This is a genomic window from Psychrobacter immobilis (assembly GCF_003148585.1).
GTDB classification, from domain to species: Bacteria; Pseudomonadota; Gammaproteobacteria; order Pseudomonadales; family Moraxellaceae; genus Psychrobacter; species Psychrobacter immobilis.
In genome coordinates this window covers 1-18,289 of the sequence record NZ_QGGM01000017.1, presented here as the reverse complement: position 1 = coordinate 18,289, position 18,289 = coordinate 1, and the positions used below count along the sequence as shown (strand labels likewise).

General features: G+C 43.6%; 15 protein-coding genes and 1 pseudogene. 13 read left to right on the top strand and 3 right to left on the bottom strand.

The window, feature by feature from the left end; genetic code table 11:
• Positions 1–17: 17 nt before the first annotated feature.
• Positions 18–986, bottom strand: coding sequence for a 16S rRNA (cytidine(1402)-2'-O)-methyltransferase (gene rsmI, locus C8D84_RS11995; protein WP_109592425.1), 969 nt, complete (start codon positions 984–986; stop codon positions 18–20).
• A gap of 135 nt (positions 987–1,121) precedes the next feature.
• Between rsmI and C8D84_RS11990 the strand changes: the two genes are divergently transcribed.
• From C8D84_RS11990 to hisC, 8 genes are all read left to right on the top strand, one after another.
• Entirely contained in the window at positions 1,122–1,607 is a 486-nt protein-coding gene (locus tag C8D84_RS11990) for a YraN family protein (RefSeq protein ID WP_109592423.1), read from the top strand.
• Positions 1,608–1,823: 216 nt separating this feature from the next.
• Entirely contained in the window at positions 1,824–2,654 is an 831-nt protein-coding gene (locus C8D84_RS11985; RefSeq protein ID WP_109592421.1) for a BON domain-containing protein, read from the top strand.
• A 276-nt stretch (positions 2,655–2,930) separates the two neighbouring features.
• Positions 2,931–3,938, top strand: a complete 1,008-nt coding sequence (locus C8D84_RS11980) for an alpha/beta hydrolase (protein ID WP_228244546.1) — start codon at positions 2,931–2,933, stop codon at positions 3,936–3,938.
• 128 nt (positions 3,939–4,066) lie between these two features.
• The gene (locus C8D84_RS11975; RefSeq protein ID WP_025652491.1) at positions 4,067–4,312 is read left to right on the top strand and encodes a BolA/IbaG family iron-sulfur metabolism protein; all 246 of its coding nucleotides are present in this window, start codon (positions 4,067–4,069) and stop codon (positions 4,310–4,312) included.
• 105 nt (positions 4,313–4,417) lie between these two features.
• Positions 4,418–5,686, top strand: a complete 1,269-nt coding sequence (murA, locus tag C8D84_RS11970) for a UDP-N-acetylglucosamine 1-carboxyvinyltransferase (protein WP_109592419.1) — start codon at positions 4,418–4,420, stop codon at positions 5,684–5,686.
• 131 nt (positions 5,687–5,817) lie between these two features.
• Positions 5,818–6,513: an ATP phosphoribosyltransferase gene (gene hisG / locus C8D84_RS11965; protein ID WP_045447985.1), complete on the top strand. Its 696-nt coding sequence runs from the start codon at positions 5,818–5,820 to the stop codon at positions 6,511–6,513.
• Between the two features lie 289 nt (positions 6,514–6,802).
• A complete protein-coding gene (hisD, locus tag C8D84_RS11960; RefSeq protein WP_109592417.1) occupies positions 6,803–8,098 on the top strand; it encodes a histidinol dehydrogenase in 1,296 nt (431 codons plus the stop codon).
• A gap of 71 nt (positions 8,099–8,169) precedes the next feature.
• Positions 8,170–9,303 carry a histidinol-phosphate transaminase gene (gene hisC / locus C8D84_RS11955; RefSeq protein WP_109592415.1) on the top strand — a complete coding sequence of 378 codons (1,134 nt, stop codon included), beginning with the start codon at positions 8,170–8,172 and terminating at the stop codon, positions 9,301–9,303.
• Between the two features lie 125 nt (positions 9,304–9,428).
• Here the strand turns inward: hisC and C8D84_RS11950 are convergent, their stop codons facing one another.
• Both C8D84_RS11950 and C8D84_RS11945 read right to left on the bottom strand, forming a co-directional pair.
• Entirely contained in the window at positions 9,429–11,093 is a 1,665-nt protein-coding gene (locus C8D84_RS11950; protein ID WP_228244545.1) for an anthranilate synthase component I family protein, read from the bottom strand.
• A gap of 38 nt (positions 11,094–11,131) precedes the next feature.
• Entirely contained in the window at positions 11,132–12,367 is a 1,236-nt protein-coding gene (locus C8D84_RS11945) for a beta-ketoacyl-ACP synthase II (RefSeq protein WP_109592411.1), read from the bottom strand.
• A 496-nt stretch (positions 12,368–12,863) separates the two neighbouring features.
• On the opposite strand from C8D84_RS11945, the gene C8D84_RS11940 reads away from it, so the two are divergent.
• From C8D84_RS11940 to C8D84_RS13795, 5 genes and pseudogenes are all read left to right on the top strand, one after another.
• Positions 12,864–14,018 (top strand): EcsC family protein, encoded by a 1,155-nt coding sequence (locus C8D84_RS11940; RefSeq protein ID WP_109592409.1) that lies wholly within the window; start codon positions 12,864–12,866, stop codon positions 14,016–14,018.
• Between the two features lie 458 nt (positions 14,019–14,476).
• The gene (gene rpsL, locus C8D84_RS11935) at positions 14,477–14,851 is read left to right on the top strand and encodes a 30S ribosomal protein S12 (protein WP_011281154.1); all 375 of its coding nucleotides are present in this window, start codon (positions 14,477–14,479) and stop codon (positions 14,849–14,851) included.
• Positions 14,852–15,057: 206 nt separating this feature from the next.
• Entirely contained in the window at positions 15,058–15,531 is a 474-nt protein-coding gene (rpsG, locus tag C8D84_RS11930; protein ID WP_021814163.1) for a 30S ribosomal protein S7, read from the top strand.
• A gap of 345 nt (positions 15,532–15,876) precedes the next feature.
• Complete coding sequence (gene fusA, locus C8D84_RS11925; protein ID WP_109592406.1) at positions 15,877–18,003, top strand: elongation factor G; 2,127 nt, start codon at positions 15,877–15,879, stop codon at positions 18,001–18,003.
• Between the two features lie 212 nt (positions 18,004–18,215).
• Positions 18,216–18,289: pseudogene (locus C8D84_RS13795) on the top strand (hypothetical protein); the annotation flags it as partial.

Below are 18,289 nucleotides of genomic sequence, written 5' to 3'. Positions count from 1 at the left end.
ATATTAATATCCAAAAATTATTCAGCTTGTAGCTCAAGTAAGCGCTGATATAGCGCATTCTTTTTGACGCCAGTGATATCAGCGCCCAATGCAGCGGCTTTTTTAACCGATAAGTCCTCAAGCAAGCGCTGCAATAATTTATCATGAATACTGATGTCATCCGCATCCTGCGCCACATTCACGCCAGCGACGACCACGACTATCTCACCGCGCTGTTGATTGTCATCAGCTTTGACAAATTCCACCAAATCCCCAAGAGTGCTTTTATGGACAGTCTCAAAAGTTTTGGTCAATTCACGGCAAAAAGTGACTTCACGATCTGCGCCAAATACCGCCGCCATGTCTTCTAAACTGGCGATAATACGATGCGGCGCTTCATAAAATATCAACGTTTCAGTACGTGTGTTTAGAGCGGTAAGCTGTTTTTGGCGACCGTGGGTTTTGGCAGGTAAAAACCCAATAAAGCTAAAGCGGTCTGAGGGCAATCCTGCGACTGACAGTGCGGCAATGGCAGCAGAGGCACCAATGATAGGAGAGACTCTAACGCCTGCGGCATGAGCGGCCTGTACCAGTTGATAACCTGGATCACTGATGAGTGGCGTACCGGCATCACTAATCAAAGCAACCGAATGACCTTGCTCGATCATCTCGATAATTTTGGGTGTTTGAATGGCACTATTGTGCTCATGGTATGCCCAAAGCTTGTTATGACCTTTTTGCTTGGTCGCGATATCAGCGTCTGTCACGTTATTATCGGTATTATTTTTAGTGTTAGGAGTTTCTGACTCTTTTTCGTCGTCGGCTTTACTGCCTTTGGTATCAATGCCAAAATGCGACAATAGCTTACCTGAGGTACGGGTGTCTTCACAGGCAATGATGGCGACTTGCTTTAAAACATCAATGGCATGCGGCGTCATATCGCTTAAATTGCCAATCGGCGTGGCAACGATATATAGACAAGCTGGCATCGCGGTAGGGCTGGACATGAAAACCTCGGAGTGTTAAAAGCGGGAATTAAAATATGATGTGGCGCGCTGACTGACAAAACTGGTTAAAAATAGGGCTTAAGCAAAGCATAAAACACCATACCAGCATCTGCACGCGAAAGTGGCTAGTTTAGCATGATGTGCTATGATAATTCTGAAATGTTAACCAGACCTATCGACCTTATGTCCAGTCATAAACCTTTGAACCTCACTTCACCAAAGCAGCGCCAAGGCAGTCTGTTCGAGCAGCAGGCGTGTGAGTTTTTACAATCGCAAGGATTGATTTTGATTGCCCAAAATTGGCAGCAGCCCAAAGTGGGTGAGCTGGATTTGATTATGCTGGAGACAGGTTCAGCATGGTCGACACTGGTATTCATTGAAGTACGTCAACGGCAGCGTTCAGGTTTTGGTGGTGCTGCACTGAGCGTGACGGCAAGCAAACAACGTAAAGTGATTAAAACGGCGCAATATTTTTTGCAACAGCATCCTGAGTATGAGGATTATGACTGCCGGTTCGATGTCATCGCTTATGATACGGTAGGTAATCATATTAAGACCAGTGGTCAAAATATAGAAAATCAACCACAATGGCTCAAAAGTGCTTTTATAGTAGATACGTGATAATAGGATGTAAAAGCAATCTAACTAAAAGGTAGTAAGTACTTATCATCAAATAAGCGTTACCAAAAACCTAACCGCTGATAGTAAAAATTAAGTAAAGTAGCTAAGTTGTTATTAACTGAATTAACAGTTGTCAAAACAAACGTTACTAGATTAAAACTGGCTCAATCAATTGACTTTATACGATCGTCACACTCATGTTCTAAGAGGTAAATCATGACACGGATGCATTTGCGCACTGCTATTTTTGGCTCATCACGCCGCACCGCGGTAGGCGTCATGCTAATGACCAGCATCGTCACTACGGGCTGTACCACCAATTATTTGACCAACAGTACAGAAGGTACGTATGGTGTGCCAATGACAGAGCGTACCATTCCGCAGCGACTACTGGATCGCAGTATCGAACATACCGTCAAAATCAATGTTTATGGGTTAAAAGAAGACCTGCAACAAACCAGCCGTATGGGTATTGATAGCTTTAATAGTGAAGTGTTATTGACAGGCGAAGTACCCACTGAGGCCATCAAAGTAGAAGTCGAAAAAGTCGTCAGCTCTATGCCAGATGTGCGTCATGTCTATAATGAGCTAAACGTCAGCGCGTCTAAAGGCTATAGCTCGACGGTTCATGATGGCTATATCACCTCAAAGCTGCTGGCAAAAGTAGCCGCGAGTGATGGTGTCAAAGCCTCACAGATCAAAGCCGTGACCAATGATGGTGTGGTTTATATTATGGGACGTATGACACCGACTCAGCAGAGTCACCTAATCGATATCGCCAATAGCACCGTTGGTGTGACTGAGCTGGTGCTGCTGACGACCGTCGTTGATGACAGGGGCGTAAAGATAAGTAAAGACGACATTATGTCTGAAAATAACTTGGTAAATCCTGCTTCAGCGCCAGTCGTTGTGGATGCTGCTAGCATTAGTAATTCTGAAGCGCCAGCGTCCGTTGGCACATCGACTCCTATCGTCGTGACCGAAGATGGCACAACCGTTGAGCAACCGTCATCAAGCCCATATATAGACCTGTATCAAGATCCGTAAAAAGTGTTCTAAAATACAGCTGTTATTTATCAATGAAACAAAAAAACAGTGGTTAAATAGCTTGTAGGGCAAGCTATTTGCCCCGTCAGTTTAAACCGTGTTTAATGACAAGAAACCTAAACACTGTTAACAGGAAAAACACGAGAACGTCTGAGCCAGCCAGTAAGATATAAAAAGCGAAGAATAGACAAGACAGTATTAGTGCTTATTTTATAAAAGGGCTATCGCGGTGCTGTTAATTTTGATCCATGTATAAATATAATAGGGATACTGGCAATGAAGGATGCAAGCAAGCGCTTAGAATATAATAAAAGCCGTCAAAAAATAAATAATGAAAGCATGACTAATAATACTGCTAGCAAAGTAGGCATTCTAAAATTCACAGGTGTCGCCGCCTTAGCACTGGGTAGCGTTGCCCTAGCCACCCAGAATGCGCAAGCCCTATCGCCACTGGCTATCGTCAATGGCATTACTGCTAGTGGCGGCGTTGGCGTCAGCAAAAACATTCTCTATGGTGATGAGCCTGATCAAGATTTGGATATTTATTATCCCAAGCCATTAGCACAAGCGATGAAAGCCCAAAGCGCCATCAATGATGGTTCGATTAATGATAGCTATCCGATGGTGGTGTTTGTCCACGGTGGCTCGTGGGAGAGTGGCAATAAAGAACAGTATGCCTTTGTTGGTCAGAGTTTGGCGCAAGCAGGTTATGTCACCGCTGTAATTAATTATCGTAAAGCGCCTGAGCATGTGTACCCTGATTATGTCAAAGATACGGCGCAAGCGATTGCTTGGAGTATCAATAATGCTCCGAGCTTACATGCTGATCCTAAACGCTTGGCGGTCATTGGACATTCTGCTGGTGCATTTAACGCGGTTGCAGCGGTCGCCAATGAAGATTTTTTAGCGCCTTATGGTATTAAGCCAAAGGATATTACCGCGGTCGTGGGTATTGCTGGTCCTTATAGTTATGACTTCCGTAAATTTGATAGCGCCACCGCCTTTGCTGCTGAGGCTACGCCAGACGACGTTATGCCAGACCGTCAAATCAAAGGCGAGCAGCCCCCGTATTTATTGTTGACTGCCGAAAAAGACAAAGTAGTGTACGCGACCAATACGATTAAAATGACCAAAGCGTTGCAAGAGGCGGGCGTCACCGTGGAAAACGGTGAAATAAAAGGTGCCAGTCATGCGACCAGTATTGGTGCAATGGCACCGCCGCTACGTTGGGTCAATGATGTGCGCGCGCAGGTACTGACGTATTTGGATAAAATGCTCAAATAATGGATGGCAATCAGAAGTTAGGTGCAGTTGCGTAAGACAGTACTGTAAGATGCTTAAACTCTTGTTATAATGTCGTCACTTTAAATCTATACCCTATCTGACACTTTAAGGCAGAATATTCTATGAGCATGAACGCTGACGATTTGATTGCATTTTTACAGACTCACTTCCCAGACGCTTTTATTCAAGCTGCCAATCAAGGTAATAAGTTTGATGTACGCGTGGTTGATGCCAGTTTTGAAGGTAAGCGTGCCGTGCAACGTCAGCAGGCGATTTATGCATTAGTCAATGATAAGATCGCCAGTGGCGATATTCATGCGCTCAATATTCAAGCGCTGACGCCTGCTGAATGGGACGTTCAATCCAAAGGCTAGACCGTTATACATATGATTGGGCTTATTAGACTGGCTATTATATTGGCTGGGTGTGATTGGTCTGATTTTCACTATTTTAATACTCATCGTTAGGTTGTCACTTCTATGGATCAATTTTTAATCACTGGTAGTAGTCGTATCGCAGGGGAAGTTACTATCTCAGGCGCCAAAAATGCTGCTTTGCCGTTACTTGCCGCTATGATATTGGCCGAGACGCCAACGACATTGCACAATGTGCCATCGTTACAAGATGTGCGGACGTTGATTGAATTGATCGGTGGTATGGGTATCAAAATCCAAAAGCAGGACGATACTGTCACCTGCGATACCAAGAATATCGATAATTTCTATGCACCGTATGATTTAGTAAAAACCATGCGCGCCTCGATTTTAGTGCTTGGACCATTGCTAGCACGTTTTGGTGAGGCAGAAGTGTCATTGCCTGGCGGCTGTGCCATTGGTTCACGTCCTGTTGACCAACACCTAAAAGCCTTTGAAGCGATGGGTGCTGAAATTAGTGTCGAAAATGGTTACGTAAAAGCACAAGCGCCAAAAGGCGGTAAGCTGATTGGTTGTAACTACTCTTTTGATATGATTACCGTGGGCGGTACTGAAAACGTCATTATGGCAGCCGCACTTGCCAAAGGGACTACAGTCTTAGGTAACTGTGCACTTGAGCCAGAAGTCGTTGATTTGGCCAATATGTTGGTTGCGATGGGTGCTAAAATCAGCGGTATCGGTACTTCGATCATGACCATCGAAGGCGTTGAGCGCTTACATGGTTGTGAGTATTCAGTGGTGCCAGACCGTATCGAAACAGGCTCATACCTTGCTGGCGCACTCATGACGCGTGGCGATGTGTTGACTAAAAACACCTCTGCGCTATTACTAACACCTGTGTTAGAAAAATTCGAAGACATGGGTGCCATTATTACCAGCGGTGATGGTTGGATTCGTGCGCAGATGAAAGGTCGTCCTAAGGCGGTTGATATCCGTACTCAGCCACATCCAGGTTTCCCAACCGATATGCAAGCGCAGGTCATGGCTATTGCGTGTCTGGCGGATGGTACAAGTACCTTTATCGAAAACATTTTTGAAAACCGCTACATGCATGTCCCTGAGCTTAATCGTCTAGGCGCTTCTATCCAAGTAGATGGTCATACGGCCGTAGTAAAAGGCGTCGAAAACTTCACTGCTGCCCCTGTGATGGCGACTGATTTACGTGCGTCTATGTCATTGGTGATGGCAGCGGCAACTGCTGAAGGTGAAAGTTTAATCGATCGCATTTATCATATCGATCGTGGCTATGAGCATGTCGAAGAAAAGCTGCGTGCGCTTGGGGTCAATATCGAACGTATCAATACTAACGACTAATATCGATTTGCTTATCAAATCCATGACCTCAATGATTGACACGATTGGCATTGATATGAATAGCTTGGTAATCTACCACTAAAAGCCCCCCTTCAGCGGGGGTGTTAACTGCACATGGACACGATGTCATTATGACTGAAGCAAGCAATAGCCTACCAAATGATGGTTTATTAAATGAAGTAAATGATGAGTTTTCAGGCTTAACACTGGCCTTATCAAAAGGTCGTATTCTAGAAGAGACCATGCCACTGCTACGCGCAGCTGGTGTTGAGTTATTAGAAGATCCTGAAGCCTCACGCAAACTTATTTTTCCAACCTCAAACCCCAATGTGCGTGTATTAATTTTGCGTGCCAGTGATGTGCCAACCTACGTTGAACATGGCGCGGCTGACTTTGGAGTGGCGGGTAAAGATGTGTTGCTTGAGCATGGTGCCAACCATGTCTATGAGTTACTTGATTTGCAAATTGCTCAGTGTAAGTTGATGACAGCTGGCGTGAAAGATGCGCCGCTACCCAATCGTCGCCTACGTATTGCGACCAAATACGTCAATGTTGCACGCGCTTACTTTGCCAGCCAAGGTCAGCAAGTGGATGTGATTAAACTGTATGGCTCTATGGAGCTTGCGCCGTTGGTCGGATTGGGTGATTTGATCGTCGATGTGGTTGATACAGGTAATACGTTACGCGCCAACGGTCTTGAAGCACGCGATCATATTTGCGATGTGTCCTCACGCCTTATCGTCAATCAAGTGAGCTACAAGCGTAAATTTGCGTTACTTGAGCCGATTTTAGATAGCTTCAAAAACAGTATTGCCAGCGCTTCATAAATTAATTCCTAATGAATCAATGTCTTATCAAACGATACTAATCATTGGTAATCTTAAGCATTGTCATACAAATTTTTAAACCAGTTTAGCGCTATAAGATAGATATAGCGTGCTAAACTGGTTTTGTTGTATTTGCTTGCCAGAAAGTATGAGGTTAGTATAATCTGAACAAACTAAATATATGAAAACTGGTATATCAGCCATCACAATTATTATTAATACTCAAGACCCCTCATTTTTACATCGCTAATTTTCAGCAGTCTTTTATGCTCAGATATAGGATTAAGTCATGCGCCAACTAAGTACCCAAGATGCCGATTTTGACAGTCAATTGACAGAGTTACTTGCCTTTGAAACCGTCAATGATGCAGATTTACTTAAGACCGTTGATGATATCATCGCGCAAGTTCGGGATGATGGCGATAGCGTCGTACTGGCGTTAACCCAGCAATTCGATCAGCATCCAGCGACGACAATGCAAGAGCTAGAGCTGTCTAAAGAGGCGCTTGCTGAAGCGTTTGCGAATCTTGATGATACAGTAAAATTCGCATTGACCACCGCAGCAACGCGTGTGCAGACCTTTCATGAGCGCCAAGTACAAGAGACTTGGCAGTATGAAGATGAGCTTGGTAATCGCTTGGGTCAAAAAGTCACCGCACTTGATCGAGTAGGCATCTATGTCCCTGGTGGTTTGGCCTCTTATCCATCTTCTGTATTGATGAATGCCATTCCTGCCAAAGTGGCGGGTGTTAAAGAGGTCATCATGGTGGTACCAGCGCCAAAAGGCGTGCTCAATCCATTGGTATTGGCAGCTGCGCATTTGGCACAAGTCGACCGTGTCTTTACCATCGGCGGTGCGCAAGCGGTTGCTGCCTTGGCATATGGTACCGAAACGATTCCAGCGGTGGATAAAATCACTGGCCCTGGTAATAAATATGTTGCAGCGGCAAAGCGCGCGGTATTTGGTCAAGTTGGGATTGATATGATTGCTGGTCCTTCTGAAGTATTGGTCTATGCAGAGGGCGAGGCGCAAGATCGCGCCGAGTGGTTGGCGATGGATTTATTGTCACAAGCTGAACATGACCGTATCGCTCAAGCTATCTTTGTCACGACCAGTGAACAGCAGCTTGCAGAAGTAGCGGCTGAAATTGAAAAAGCGCTGGCAGAGTTGCCAAAAGCCGATATCGCCCGCGATTCGCTAAAAAATCGTGGCGCACTTATTTTAGTCAAAGACCGCGTGGAAGGTATGGCCGTGATTAATCGGGTTGCCCCTGAACATTTAGAGTTGTCAGTTGATCATCCTGATGCGCTACTCAACGATATCCGTCATGCAGGTGCTATTTTCATGGGGCGTCACACACCTGAGGCGATTGGTGACTACTGTGCAGGACCCAATCACGTGTTGCCAACCTCTGGCACCGCGCGTTTCTCTTCACCGCTTGGTGTTTATGATTTCCAAAAGAAATCCTCTATTATTTATTGTACTGAAGCCGGTAGTAAAACATTGGCTGAGACCGCAGATATTTTAGCGCAACGTGAGGACTTAGAAGCCCATGCGCGCTCAGCCCGTTATCGTTATCAGTAACGTGGCTTAATGATTACTTTTGAATTGTACTTTTGAGATTTATATTTAATAATTTATTAGTAGGATAACTTATGAGTGAGTTAAAGATAGACACCAGACTTTGGTCATCTAAAGCGCGTAATTTGTCACCTTACGTTCCTGGTGAGCAGCCTCAGCATGAAAATTTATGCAAATTAAATACCAATGAAAACCCATTCCCGCCGTCACCAAAAGTAGGCGAGGCAATCGCAAAAGTCCTAGAGCAGCAAGCGGATGATCTGCGTTTATATCCAGCGCCTGAGTCTGATGATTTGCGTGCCGCATTGGCACAACTCTATGATATTGATATTAACCAAGTGTTTGTTGGCAATGGCTCTGATGAAGTATTGGCGCTAGTATTTGCCAGCTTTTTCCTAAAAGAGCGACCTGTTTTAGCACCCGATATCAGCTATAGTTTCTATCCAGTCTATGCGCAGACCTTTGGTATCGAGCTGGTACAAATCGCCTTGGAAGAAGATTTTAGTATTGATCCTGATGCCTATCGCCAGCCTTGTAGCGGCATCATCATTGCCAATCCAAATGCCCCAACTGGACTGCTATTATCGCTTGCCGATATTCGCAAGCTGGCTAGTGAGCACTCAAACTCAGTGATTGTGATTGATGAGGCTTATATTGATTTTGCGCAGGCAGCTGACGGTAGCTCAGATGCAGAAATTTCAGCAGTGAGCTTAATCAATGAGTTTGACAACATTCTTGTGACCCAAACTTTTTCAAAGTCACGTTCGCTTGCTGGATTACGTGTCGGTATGGCTTTTGGTAATGCCTCATTGATTGAAGCCTTAACCCGTATGAAAAACAGCTTTAATAGCTATCCACTGGATAAGCTGGCGCAAGTAGGGGCGACTGCCAGTGTATTGGATGTTGAGTATTTTACCCAGACCTGCCAGCAAGTCATCGACTTACGCCACTCTCTGACAGCAGAGCTGACAGCGTTAGGTTTTGATGTGTTGCCATCGCATGCCAACTTTGTTTTTGCCCGCCCTAAAGACGGTAATGCCAATATGGTAGCGAATGCGTTACGTGAGCAAGGCATTATCGTCCGTCATTTTGACAAGCCACGCATCAATGAGTATTTGCGTATCACTACTGGTACAGCAGAGCAAAACAACCGTTTGATAGATGCTCTACAGATGTTGCAGAAAGAGGCTGAAATTATTGCTGATTAATATCTGGTTCGCGATTATGACAGTTAATAATTGAATGACGATGCTTATATTGATAAAAAAGCCTGCCAACATTGTATTGCGCAGGCTTTTTTATGGATTTCTTTGCTCGTACTTTTAGAGCAACCTTAAGGATATTTGTGGATATTTTCTTGAGTTAAAACGCTTAATAGATTACCGACTTTATCCAAACATTCTTGGTATTCAGCATCGCAATCAGAGGCGACAGTGATACCACCGCCTGCCCATAAGCTGATATGTCTTTTTTTATCCAACTCATTATGTGATGAAGTGTTAGCTTGCAGCGTACGAATGAGCACATTCCATTGACCACTGCCATCAAAGTTCATATAGCCCAATGTGCCGCAATAAGCACCGCGCGGCGCAGTTTCTAGTTCAGATATAATTTCAACCGCTCGCTTTTTTGGTGTGCCAGTAATTGAGCCAGCAGGCAAACTACCAAACAAAACGGCGAGTGGGTGAGTGTCCGTCTGTAATTCTGCGGTAATGGTGCTGACCATATGGTGCACATTGCTAAAACTCTCAATCGCGAATAACTGCGGCACTTTTACGCTGCCTATCTTGGCATATTTACCCAAGTCATTACGCAATAAATCGACAATCATCACGTTTTCGGCGCGATCCTTTTCACTATCAGTCAGTTGCTGTTTATAAGCATGGTCTTGTTGAATATTGGTGCTGCGCGGCATGGTCCCTTTGATGGGCTTAGTGATGATATGGTGCTTGCCAGTATCGATATCCTTGGTAAATGTAAAGAACAATTCAGGCGAGCAGCTCAATAATTCAAATGGATGCTGGGACGTATTATCTTTGATTTCACGGTTAAAGGGATTAACCGCTAAGTATCCAGCAAAAGGTGCTCGGGTATTACGATGTAAAGCAGGTAAGTAATCAATCAGCATCGGCAAAGCGCTATTATCGCTGGGGTTATGATCAAAAAAACCTTGCCATTCTTGGGTTAGGTTGATTTGATAACAGTCGCCTTGCTGTAGATAGTTTTGGGTTTGATTAAATGCTTGTTGATAGTCTTGTTTGCACCATCGTGACTTTAATACTAAAGGAGCAGGCGTTGATGATGCTGTCAGTTGCGTTTTATTGAGACAGTCATCAGCCAGCCTTTTATCTACTATATCTAAATAAGAGACAAGTGCCGTGATCATTTTATTTTTTTGCTGATTATTAAAGTCGTTTTCAGAGTCGTTAGCAGTTGCCTTTATCGTTAACTCCCAACCCGTGTTGCCATCATTTCCATCAGGTCTTAGGTAAATATCATAATGTCCTAATACGGCACAAGGCTGTGCTGCTCGCTCAATTTTGGCGGCCGGGCTTAGCTCATGAGCCGCAATATCATAACCAATAAAACCTATCAGACCATGATGATAACTTGGTTTTTCATTTAAATCGCTTACTGATTCTGAGTTTGCATTATCAGTCTCATAAGTTTGACTATAACTGATTAATTCATCTTGCCAGTCGCTATAACTCATATGAGTGATATCATTGTGAACGGCGTTACGATAGGTTTTTGTGACTTGATAAAGGGCTGCTTGTTCGTTCGAATCTAGCGTGTTTTCAGCGCAATCATAAACAGACCAGCTTACTTTTGGCAATAAGCCAATCACTGGTTGACCATCATTGTTGAGCCAAACCAATTGCCAGTTTGCCTCAGTATCTTGTGCGATCAAATACTGCTGTAGCAGCGGCATAAGTTCTGCAGACGATAGGTCACCAAAACGCCAGCTAGGTTTAGTAGCTGGCGATGGGTCAGACATTATCTGCTCAATTTTGAGAGGATGTGCTGCGAGCATAGTTAGGCGTCAAACTTTTTAATGATTAATGTGGCATTAGTACCGCCAAAGCCAAAGCTGTTGCTCATTAGTGTCTCAAGCTTGGCTTCACGCATTTCGGTGACAATATCAAAACCTTCAGCCGCAGGGTCTAAATTATCAACATTGATACTGGGCGCAATGAAGCCTTCTTGTAGCATCAATAAGCAATAAATCAGTTCTTGCGCACCAACGGCACCAAGGCTATGACCTGTCATAGATTTAGTAGAGCTGATCGCAGGTACTTGACTGATATCGTTATTAAATACTTTGGCAATGGCTTTAAGCTCAGTGATGTCACCAAGTGGCGTACTAGTACCGTGGCTATTGATATAGTCGACAGTTTGCAAACCAGCTTCGGCCAGTGCTTGCTGCATACAGCGCACGGCACCTTCACCACTTGGCGCAACCATTTCAGCGCCATCAGAGCTGGCACCATAACCGACGATTTCAGCCAGTATATTGGCACCACGTGCTTGTGCATGCTCTAGACTTTCAACCACGACCATCGCACCACCAGCAGCAATCACAAAGCCATCACGATCTTTATCATAAGCTCTTGAGGCGCGCTGCGGTGTCTCATTATATTGCGTACTGACTGCACCCATGGCATCAAACATACAAGACTGTGTCCAGTGTTCCGCTTCGCTACCACCCGCGAGTATCACATCTGCTTTGCCTAACTGAATAAGTTCAGCCGCATGACCGATGCAATGGGTCGACGTCGCACAAGCAGAGGTGAGCGAGTATGATACGCCTTGGATTTTTAAACCGGTAGCAAGCGCCGCTGATACTGAGCTGCCCATTGTTTTTGGCACAGCCATCGCGCCGACACCGCGCAGACCTTTATCCCGCATGGCATCTATGGCATTGACAATATTCTCTGTCGATGCGCCGCCAGAGCTTGCGACCACGCCCACGCGTGGATTATTATTGATGGTTTCAAGCGACAAACCAGACTGCTCAATGGCGTTTAAAGCACTGACATAAGCGTATAGACTGGCATCACTAAAAAACCGCTTCAACTTACGATCGATACCACTGGTATCAAGCGTCGACTGGTCGATACTGCCGCTAACGTGTGATTTAAACCCATGCTCAGCATAAGCCTCATTAAATGTAATGCCAGACTGCCCTTGCTTTAGAGCGGCAGTAACCGTGGCTAAATCATGTCCGATACAAGAGACGATCCCTGCTCCAGTGATAACAACGCGGCGCATATTCTATTCCTTATGAGTAACGATTTTTCACAATTATTTTTAATAATCGTTTTTAAGTATGTATTTCTATTATTTAATATTAGGGTATGTTGAGCGTTAAAGTCTCATTTTACAATCATTGTGATGATCATAGTAAAACTATATGCTTGGTAACTGATTATCTATAAGTAACGAACTACTTATAAATAGAAGTACAAGTGTACTGTGAGTTATGGCACATGATAACGTATCGAGCGTCCAAAATCTTTGTACAAGTGCAAAATAACGACAAAATCGCGCTTGCTGTCTAAAGCCATCTAAAAAGCTCATTTGCTTGAAGACAGCTTATAAGATGGTATCAATCATACATCAAGTGATACTTTTGGATACAAAATTTGTGATTGCGATAACATTGTTCGCACTGACATCGATTATAGTGATTGACTAGAATGGCACATCTATTATTATAAATCGCTTACAATAAAACAAAATTACTCATCACATTAAGGACATCACGATGGCGAAGCGTAGCACTCTCTCTAAAGGTATCACTACCGTTGGCTCTTTTACTCGCAATAATCTAGAGCGAATGGGCGCTATGATTGATAGCATGAATGCTAAGACGGGCAAACCGCGTCAATACAAAGCAGTCAACTTAGGCGATGAAGACTATCAGCAGGATTTATTCCGTGAGCAAACGTTAAAAGCCACTCAGCAGTTGTTAGGGCCACGTTTTGCCACTTATGGTAAATATGCCAAAAAAGTAGTGCCAAACAGTTTTTTTCAGTCGACGGTCGATAGCGCTTTTGCACAAGTGGCAAACCTTGCTTCTAACTGGAGTCAGATTGATTTACCTAATGAGCATCGTTTCGCCAATATCGCAAGCTTAGATGATGAAGAGCGTTATGCATTAGCCACTGATATCGCCAATCAAAACCGTGCATTGGCAACGATAGGGGGCTTAACAGGTTTGGCTGGGCTTCCTGGTCTGCTGGCTGATACGCTTTGGCTTTTATTGGTATCATTACGTACCGTCTATCAGTTGGGTGCTGTCTACAATAAACCCCTCACAGGTAAGCAAGGCGTCAAGATGGCATACGAGCTGCTAGCAAATGCTGATCTGAGCAAGATGCAAGAAAAACAAGCATTGCTAGCAGGTATTGGTATCGGCAAAGGCTTATTGGATAATGCCCAAAGCAGTGGTCTACACAATGAGCTAAAAAACCTAGGTCTAAAGGATAAAAACGTCAACTTTTATGCAGAACAAGTTGACAGCATTGCCAGTCAGGTCGGTATTGACTTGGATAAAATCAATTTAACATGGATACGCAAATTCTTACCAGTTACCGCTGTTATCGTTGGTATGCGCTACAACAGCCAGCTCATTGATGAAGTGATTGGCGTGGCTCAAGCGACTTTTGCCCCAGAAGCCAAACTTGCCAATCGTGCAATCACTGATGATAGCGGTAATGAAGCTAAGGTAAACAAAACAGCTGACAATGACAAGCAGCAAGATGCTGAGAAAGAGTCAAGCAAGGATACCGATAGCAAGAAAGATACTGCTGAAGAAAAAAATAACCATCAAGAAGCTGATAAAAAGGTCGTGAAAGAAACGCAGATAGACGACAATGACAGCAAATCAAACAAGACGGCTAACAAGAAAAGCAAATAAGGGCGCCTAAATAATCAGACTTAAGTACCTTCTTTCTTAAGCCAGTTTATATCATAGAAGGATTATGAGCTGCGTATCTACTACTAATTTTGGCGATAGTGTCTTCTTTCTCTTGAAAAACAAGATAATATCGCCATTTAGTACTCATAAATTGCTATTTATTTATAGTCAAACATCTTATTTAAATCGTTCGTGACGCTACTTTCGATATACTGTATGACAATCTACTTTTTAGCTGATTCTTAACTAAAAATAGATAAAGTGTCATAGTAGTAGGGTGAATGCATATCTATCAAATGTTGTAAAGTGCAATCACGCATAAGTGGTTGAAATAGCAGCAACAACTCTTTATAATACACTGTCCTAAAAATGGGTGTACCAAAATCTGTCATTAAAGTCAGATGGATGGTGCGTTTCCCCATTTTTTTGTTTTATACCAAACGGGAGAAGGATGCCTCATGGCAACAACTAACCAATTGATTCGTAAAGGTCGCAAAACCATCAAGGAAAAGTCAAAAGTTCCTGCGTTGGAAGCGTGTCCACAACGTCGTGGTGTATGTACTCGCGTATATACTACTACCCCTAAAAAACCTAACTCAGCCATGCGTAAAGTATGTCGTGTACGTTTGACTTCAGGCTATGAAGTATCAAGCTACATCGGCGGCGAAGGTCATAACTTACAAGAGCACAGTGTTGTTCTTATCCGTGGTGGTCGTGTAAAAGATCTACCAGGTGTACGTTATCACACCGTTCGTGGTGCATTAGATTGCGCAGGCGTAAAAGACCGTAAGCAAGGTCGCTCTAAATATGGTGCTAAGAAGCCTAAAGTTTAATAACTAATCGTTATTAGCTAAGCTTTTTTATACCAAACATTAACTGTGCATGGGTCTGGTGTTGACAGTATTATTAAATTAATAATTCACTGTTAAAACATACCGCCGTGCAGTAAGGCTGACTGACAACTCGATATAACGCCATCCAATATTAATTGGTGCGAGATTGTGAATGTCAGACACTCCTGAAGAAAAGGATTATTATTATGCCAAGACGTCGCGTCGTTGCTACCCGTGAGATCCTACCGGATCCTAAGTTTGGTAGCCAAACTGTTGCAAAATTCATCAACCATGTAATGAGTCATGGTAAAAAATCTACTGCTGAGCGTATCGTTTACGGTGCACTTGAAACAGTAAGCGAAAAACGTAAAATCGAAGATCCAGTATCTTTCTTCGAAGAAGTTTTAGAAAATGTACGCCCAATGGTAGAAGTGAAAGCTCGCCGCGTTGGTGGTGCAACCTACCAAGTACCAATGGAAGTACGCCCCTCCCGTCGTACTGCCTTGGCTATGCGTTGGTTAGCTGAAGCTGCTGCTAAGCGTTCTGAAAAATCAATGGCTTTGCGTTTAGCTGGCGAATTGAATGATGCTGCTGATGGCAAAGGCGCTGCTATGAAAAAGCGTGACGAAGTTCACCGCATGGCAGATGCTAACAAAGCGTTCTCTCATTACCGCTTCTAAGCTACTGTTTATTAGTAGTAGCTTTAGATTAGCTGGCTGAAGTCAGCTAATCTTACATTGTTATTTATTCTATTGATTGCCGCCATCATTTATCTTGTTGTAAATAGTTTTTGACTATCAACAACGAGATGGCGGACATCTATCAAGATGTCTCTCTTAATTAAGTATGCTTGTCACAAGAGAGCATCCCAAATCTGATGCCGCACTATTCTTAGTATTTGCTCTTTTTTTGTCCGTATTAGGCTCAATAATCAGTAAGTAATATGAAGCTGACCGCTTTGTCATAGAGTATGAGGTAGAGACACAATACATTATTATATACACGACTTTTCCTAGGAAAACACTATGGCTCGTAAAACTCCCCTAAAACGCTATCGCAACATTGGTATCTCAGCGCACATCGATGCTGGTAAGACAACCACTACTGAGCGTGTTTTATTCTATACCGGTGTTAGTCACAAACTTGGTGAAGTACATGATGGCGCAGCCACTATGGACTGGATGGAGCAAGAACAAGAGCGCGGTATTACTATTACCTCAGCAGCGACGACTTGTTTTTGGTCAGGTATGGCAAAACAGTTTGACGAACATCGTATCAACATCATTGACACCCCAGGTCACGTTGACTTCACGATCGAAGTTGAACGTTCTATGCGTGTACTTGATGGCGCTTGCATGGTTTACTGTGCAGTAGGCGGCGTTCAGCCACAGTCTGAGACCGTATGGCGTCAGGCTAACAAATATAAGGTTCCACGCCTTGCATTTGTAAACAAAATGGATCGCGTTGGCGCTGATTTCTATCGTGTTATTGAGCAGATCAAAACTCGTCTAGGTGGTAATCCTGTGCCATTGGTTATTCCAATTGGTAAAGAAGATGACTTCGAAGGCGTTATCGATCTAGTTACCATGAAAGCTCTTTATTGGGATGAAGCATCTCAAGGTATGGAGTTTGAAGAGCGCGAAATCCCAGCTGAACTACAAGAAAAAGCAGAAGAGTATCGTGAGATTCTTGTAGAAAATGCGGCTGAAGCAACAGAAGAATTGATGAATGAGTATTTAGAAAATGGCGAGTTGTCTGTAGAGCAGATCAACGTTGCTATTCGTCAATTGACTATTGATAACCAAATCATTCCATTACTTTGTGGTACTGCATTTAAAAACAAAGGTGTACAAAAGATGTTGGATGCGGTTATTCAGTATCTTCCAGCACCAATGGATGTACCTGCTATTAAAGGTATCCTTGATGACAAAGATGAAACTGAAGGCACTCGTGAAGCATCAGATGACGCACCGTTCTCAGCTTTAGCATTTAAAATCATGAATGACAAATTCGTTGGTAACTTAACCTTCGTTCGTGTTTATTCAGGTGTTTTGACGCAAGGCAGCAGTGTTTATAACCCAGTTAAAATGAAGCGTGAGCGCGTTGGTCGTATCGTACAGATGATGGCTAACTCTCAAGAAGAGTTGCAAGAAATCCGTACTGGTGATATCGCTGCATTGGTCGGCATGAAAGACGTAACGACTGGTGATACGCTATGTGATGAGCAAAATGTTATCACGCTTGAGCGCATGGAATTCCCAGATCCAGTCATCAGCCTAGCGGTTGAACCTAAGACCAAAGCTGACCAAGAAAGAATGTCAATCGCTTTAGGTCGTTTGGCGAAAGAAGATCCATCGTTCCGTGTACATACTGACGAAGAGTCTGGCCAGACAATCATCAGTGGTATGGGTGAGCTGCATCTAGAGATTCTTGTTGATCGTATGAAGCGTGAGTTTAACGTTGAAGCGAACATCGGTGCGCCGCAGGTTGCTTATCGTGAAACGATTCGTAACACAGTTGAGCAAGAAGGCAAATTCGTACGTCAGACTGGTGGTCGTGGTAAATTCGGTCACGTTTGGTTACGTCTTGAGCCACTTGATCCAGCGGGCGATACTGAATATGAATTCGCTGAAGAAGTTGTTGGTGGTACGGTACCGAAAGAATTCCATGGTGCTGTTGATAAAGGTATCCGAGAACGCATGAAAAATGGCGTACTTGCTGGTTATCCAGTGGTTGGCGTAAAAGCGACCTTGTATGACGGTTCTTACCATGACGTCGACTCGGATGAGCTATCATTTAAGATGGCTGGTTCTATGGCATTCAGAAAAGGCTTCATGGCAGCAGATCCAGCGCTACTTGAGCCAATCATGAAAGTTGAAGTTGAAACGCCTGAAGATTATATGGGCGATATCATGGGCGATCTTAACCGTCGTCGTGGTTTAGTACAGGGTATGGAAGACCTACCTGGCGGTACTAAGCAGATCCGTGCCGAAGTACCATTAGCAGAAATGTTTGGTTATGCCACACAAATGCGCTCAATGTCACAAGGCCGTGCTACTTATTCAATGGAATTCCAAAAGTACGCTGAAATTCCAAAATCAGTTGCTGCTGACATCATCTCTAAATTCAACAATAAAGATGATGACGAGTAAGTAATCGTCTATTAAATATGACAATGTAGCTATTATCTCTATGTTGTCATAGAAGAATACGCCAATAATTGGTTAAAAGACTTGTTATTGGCGGTGATTTTCTTATAATATCTGCACATTAGTATGTGTACCCTTTTAACAATTATCTTAATGTGGTCAAGATCGTATTTATACGAGCTTAGCATTTGACCCCAAAAAAAGAGGAAATACCCATGGCAAAGGCCAAGTTTGAACGCGTAAAGCCACACGTCAACGTCGGTACAATCGGACACGTTGACCACGGTAA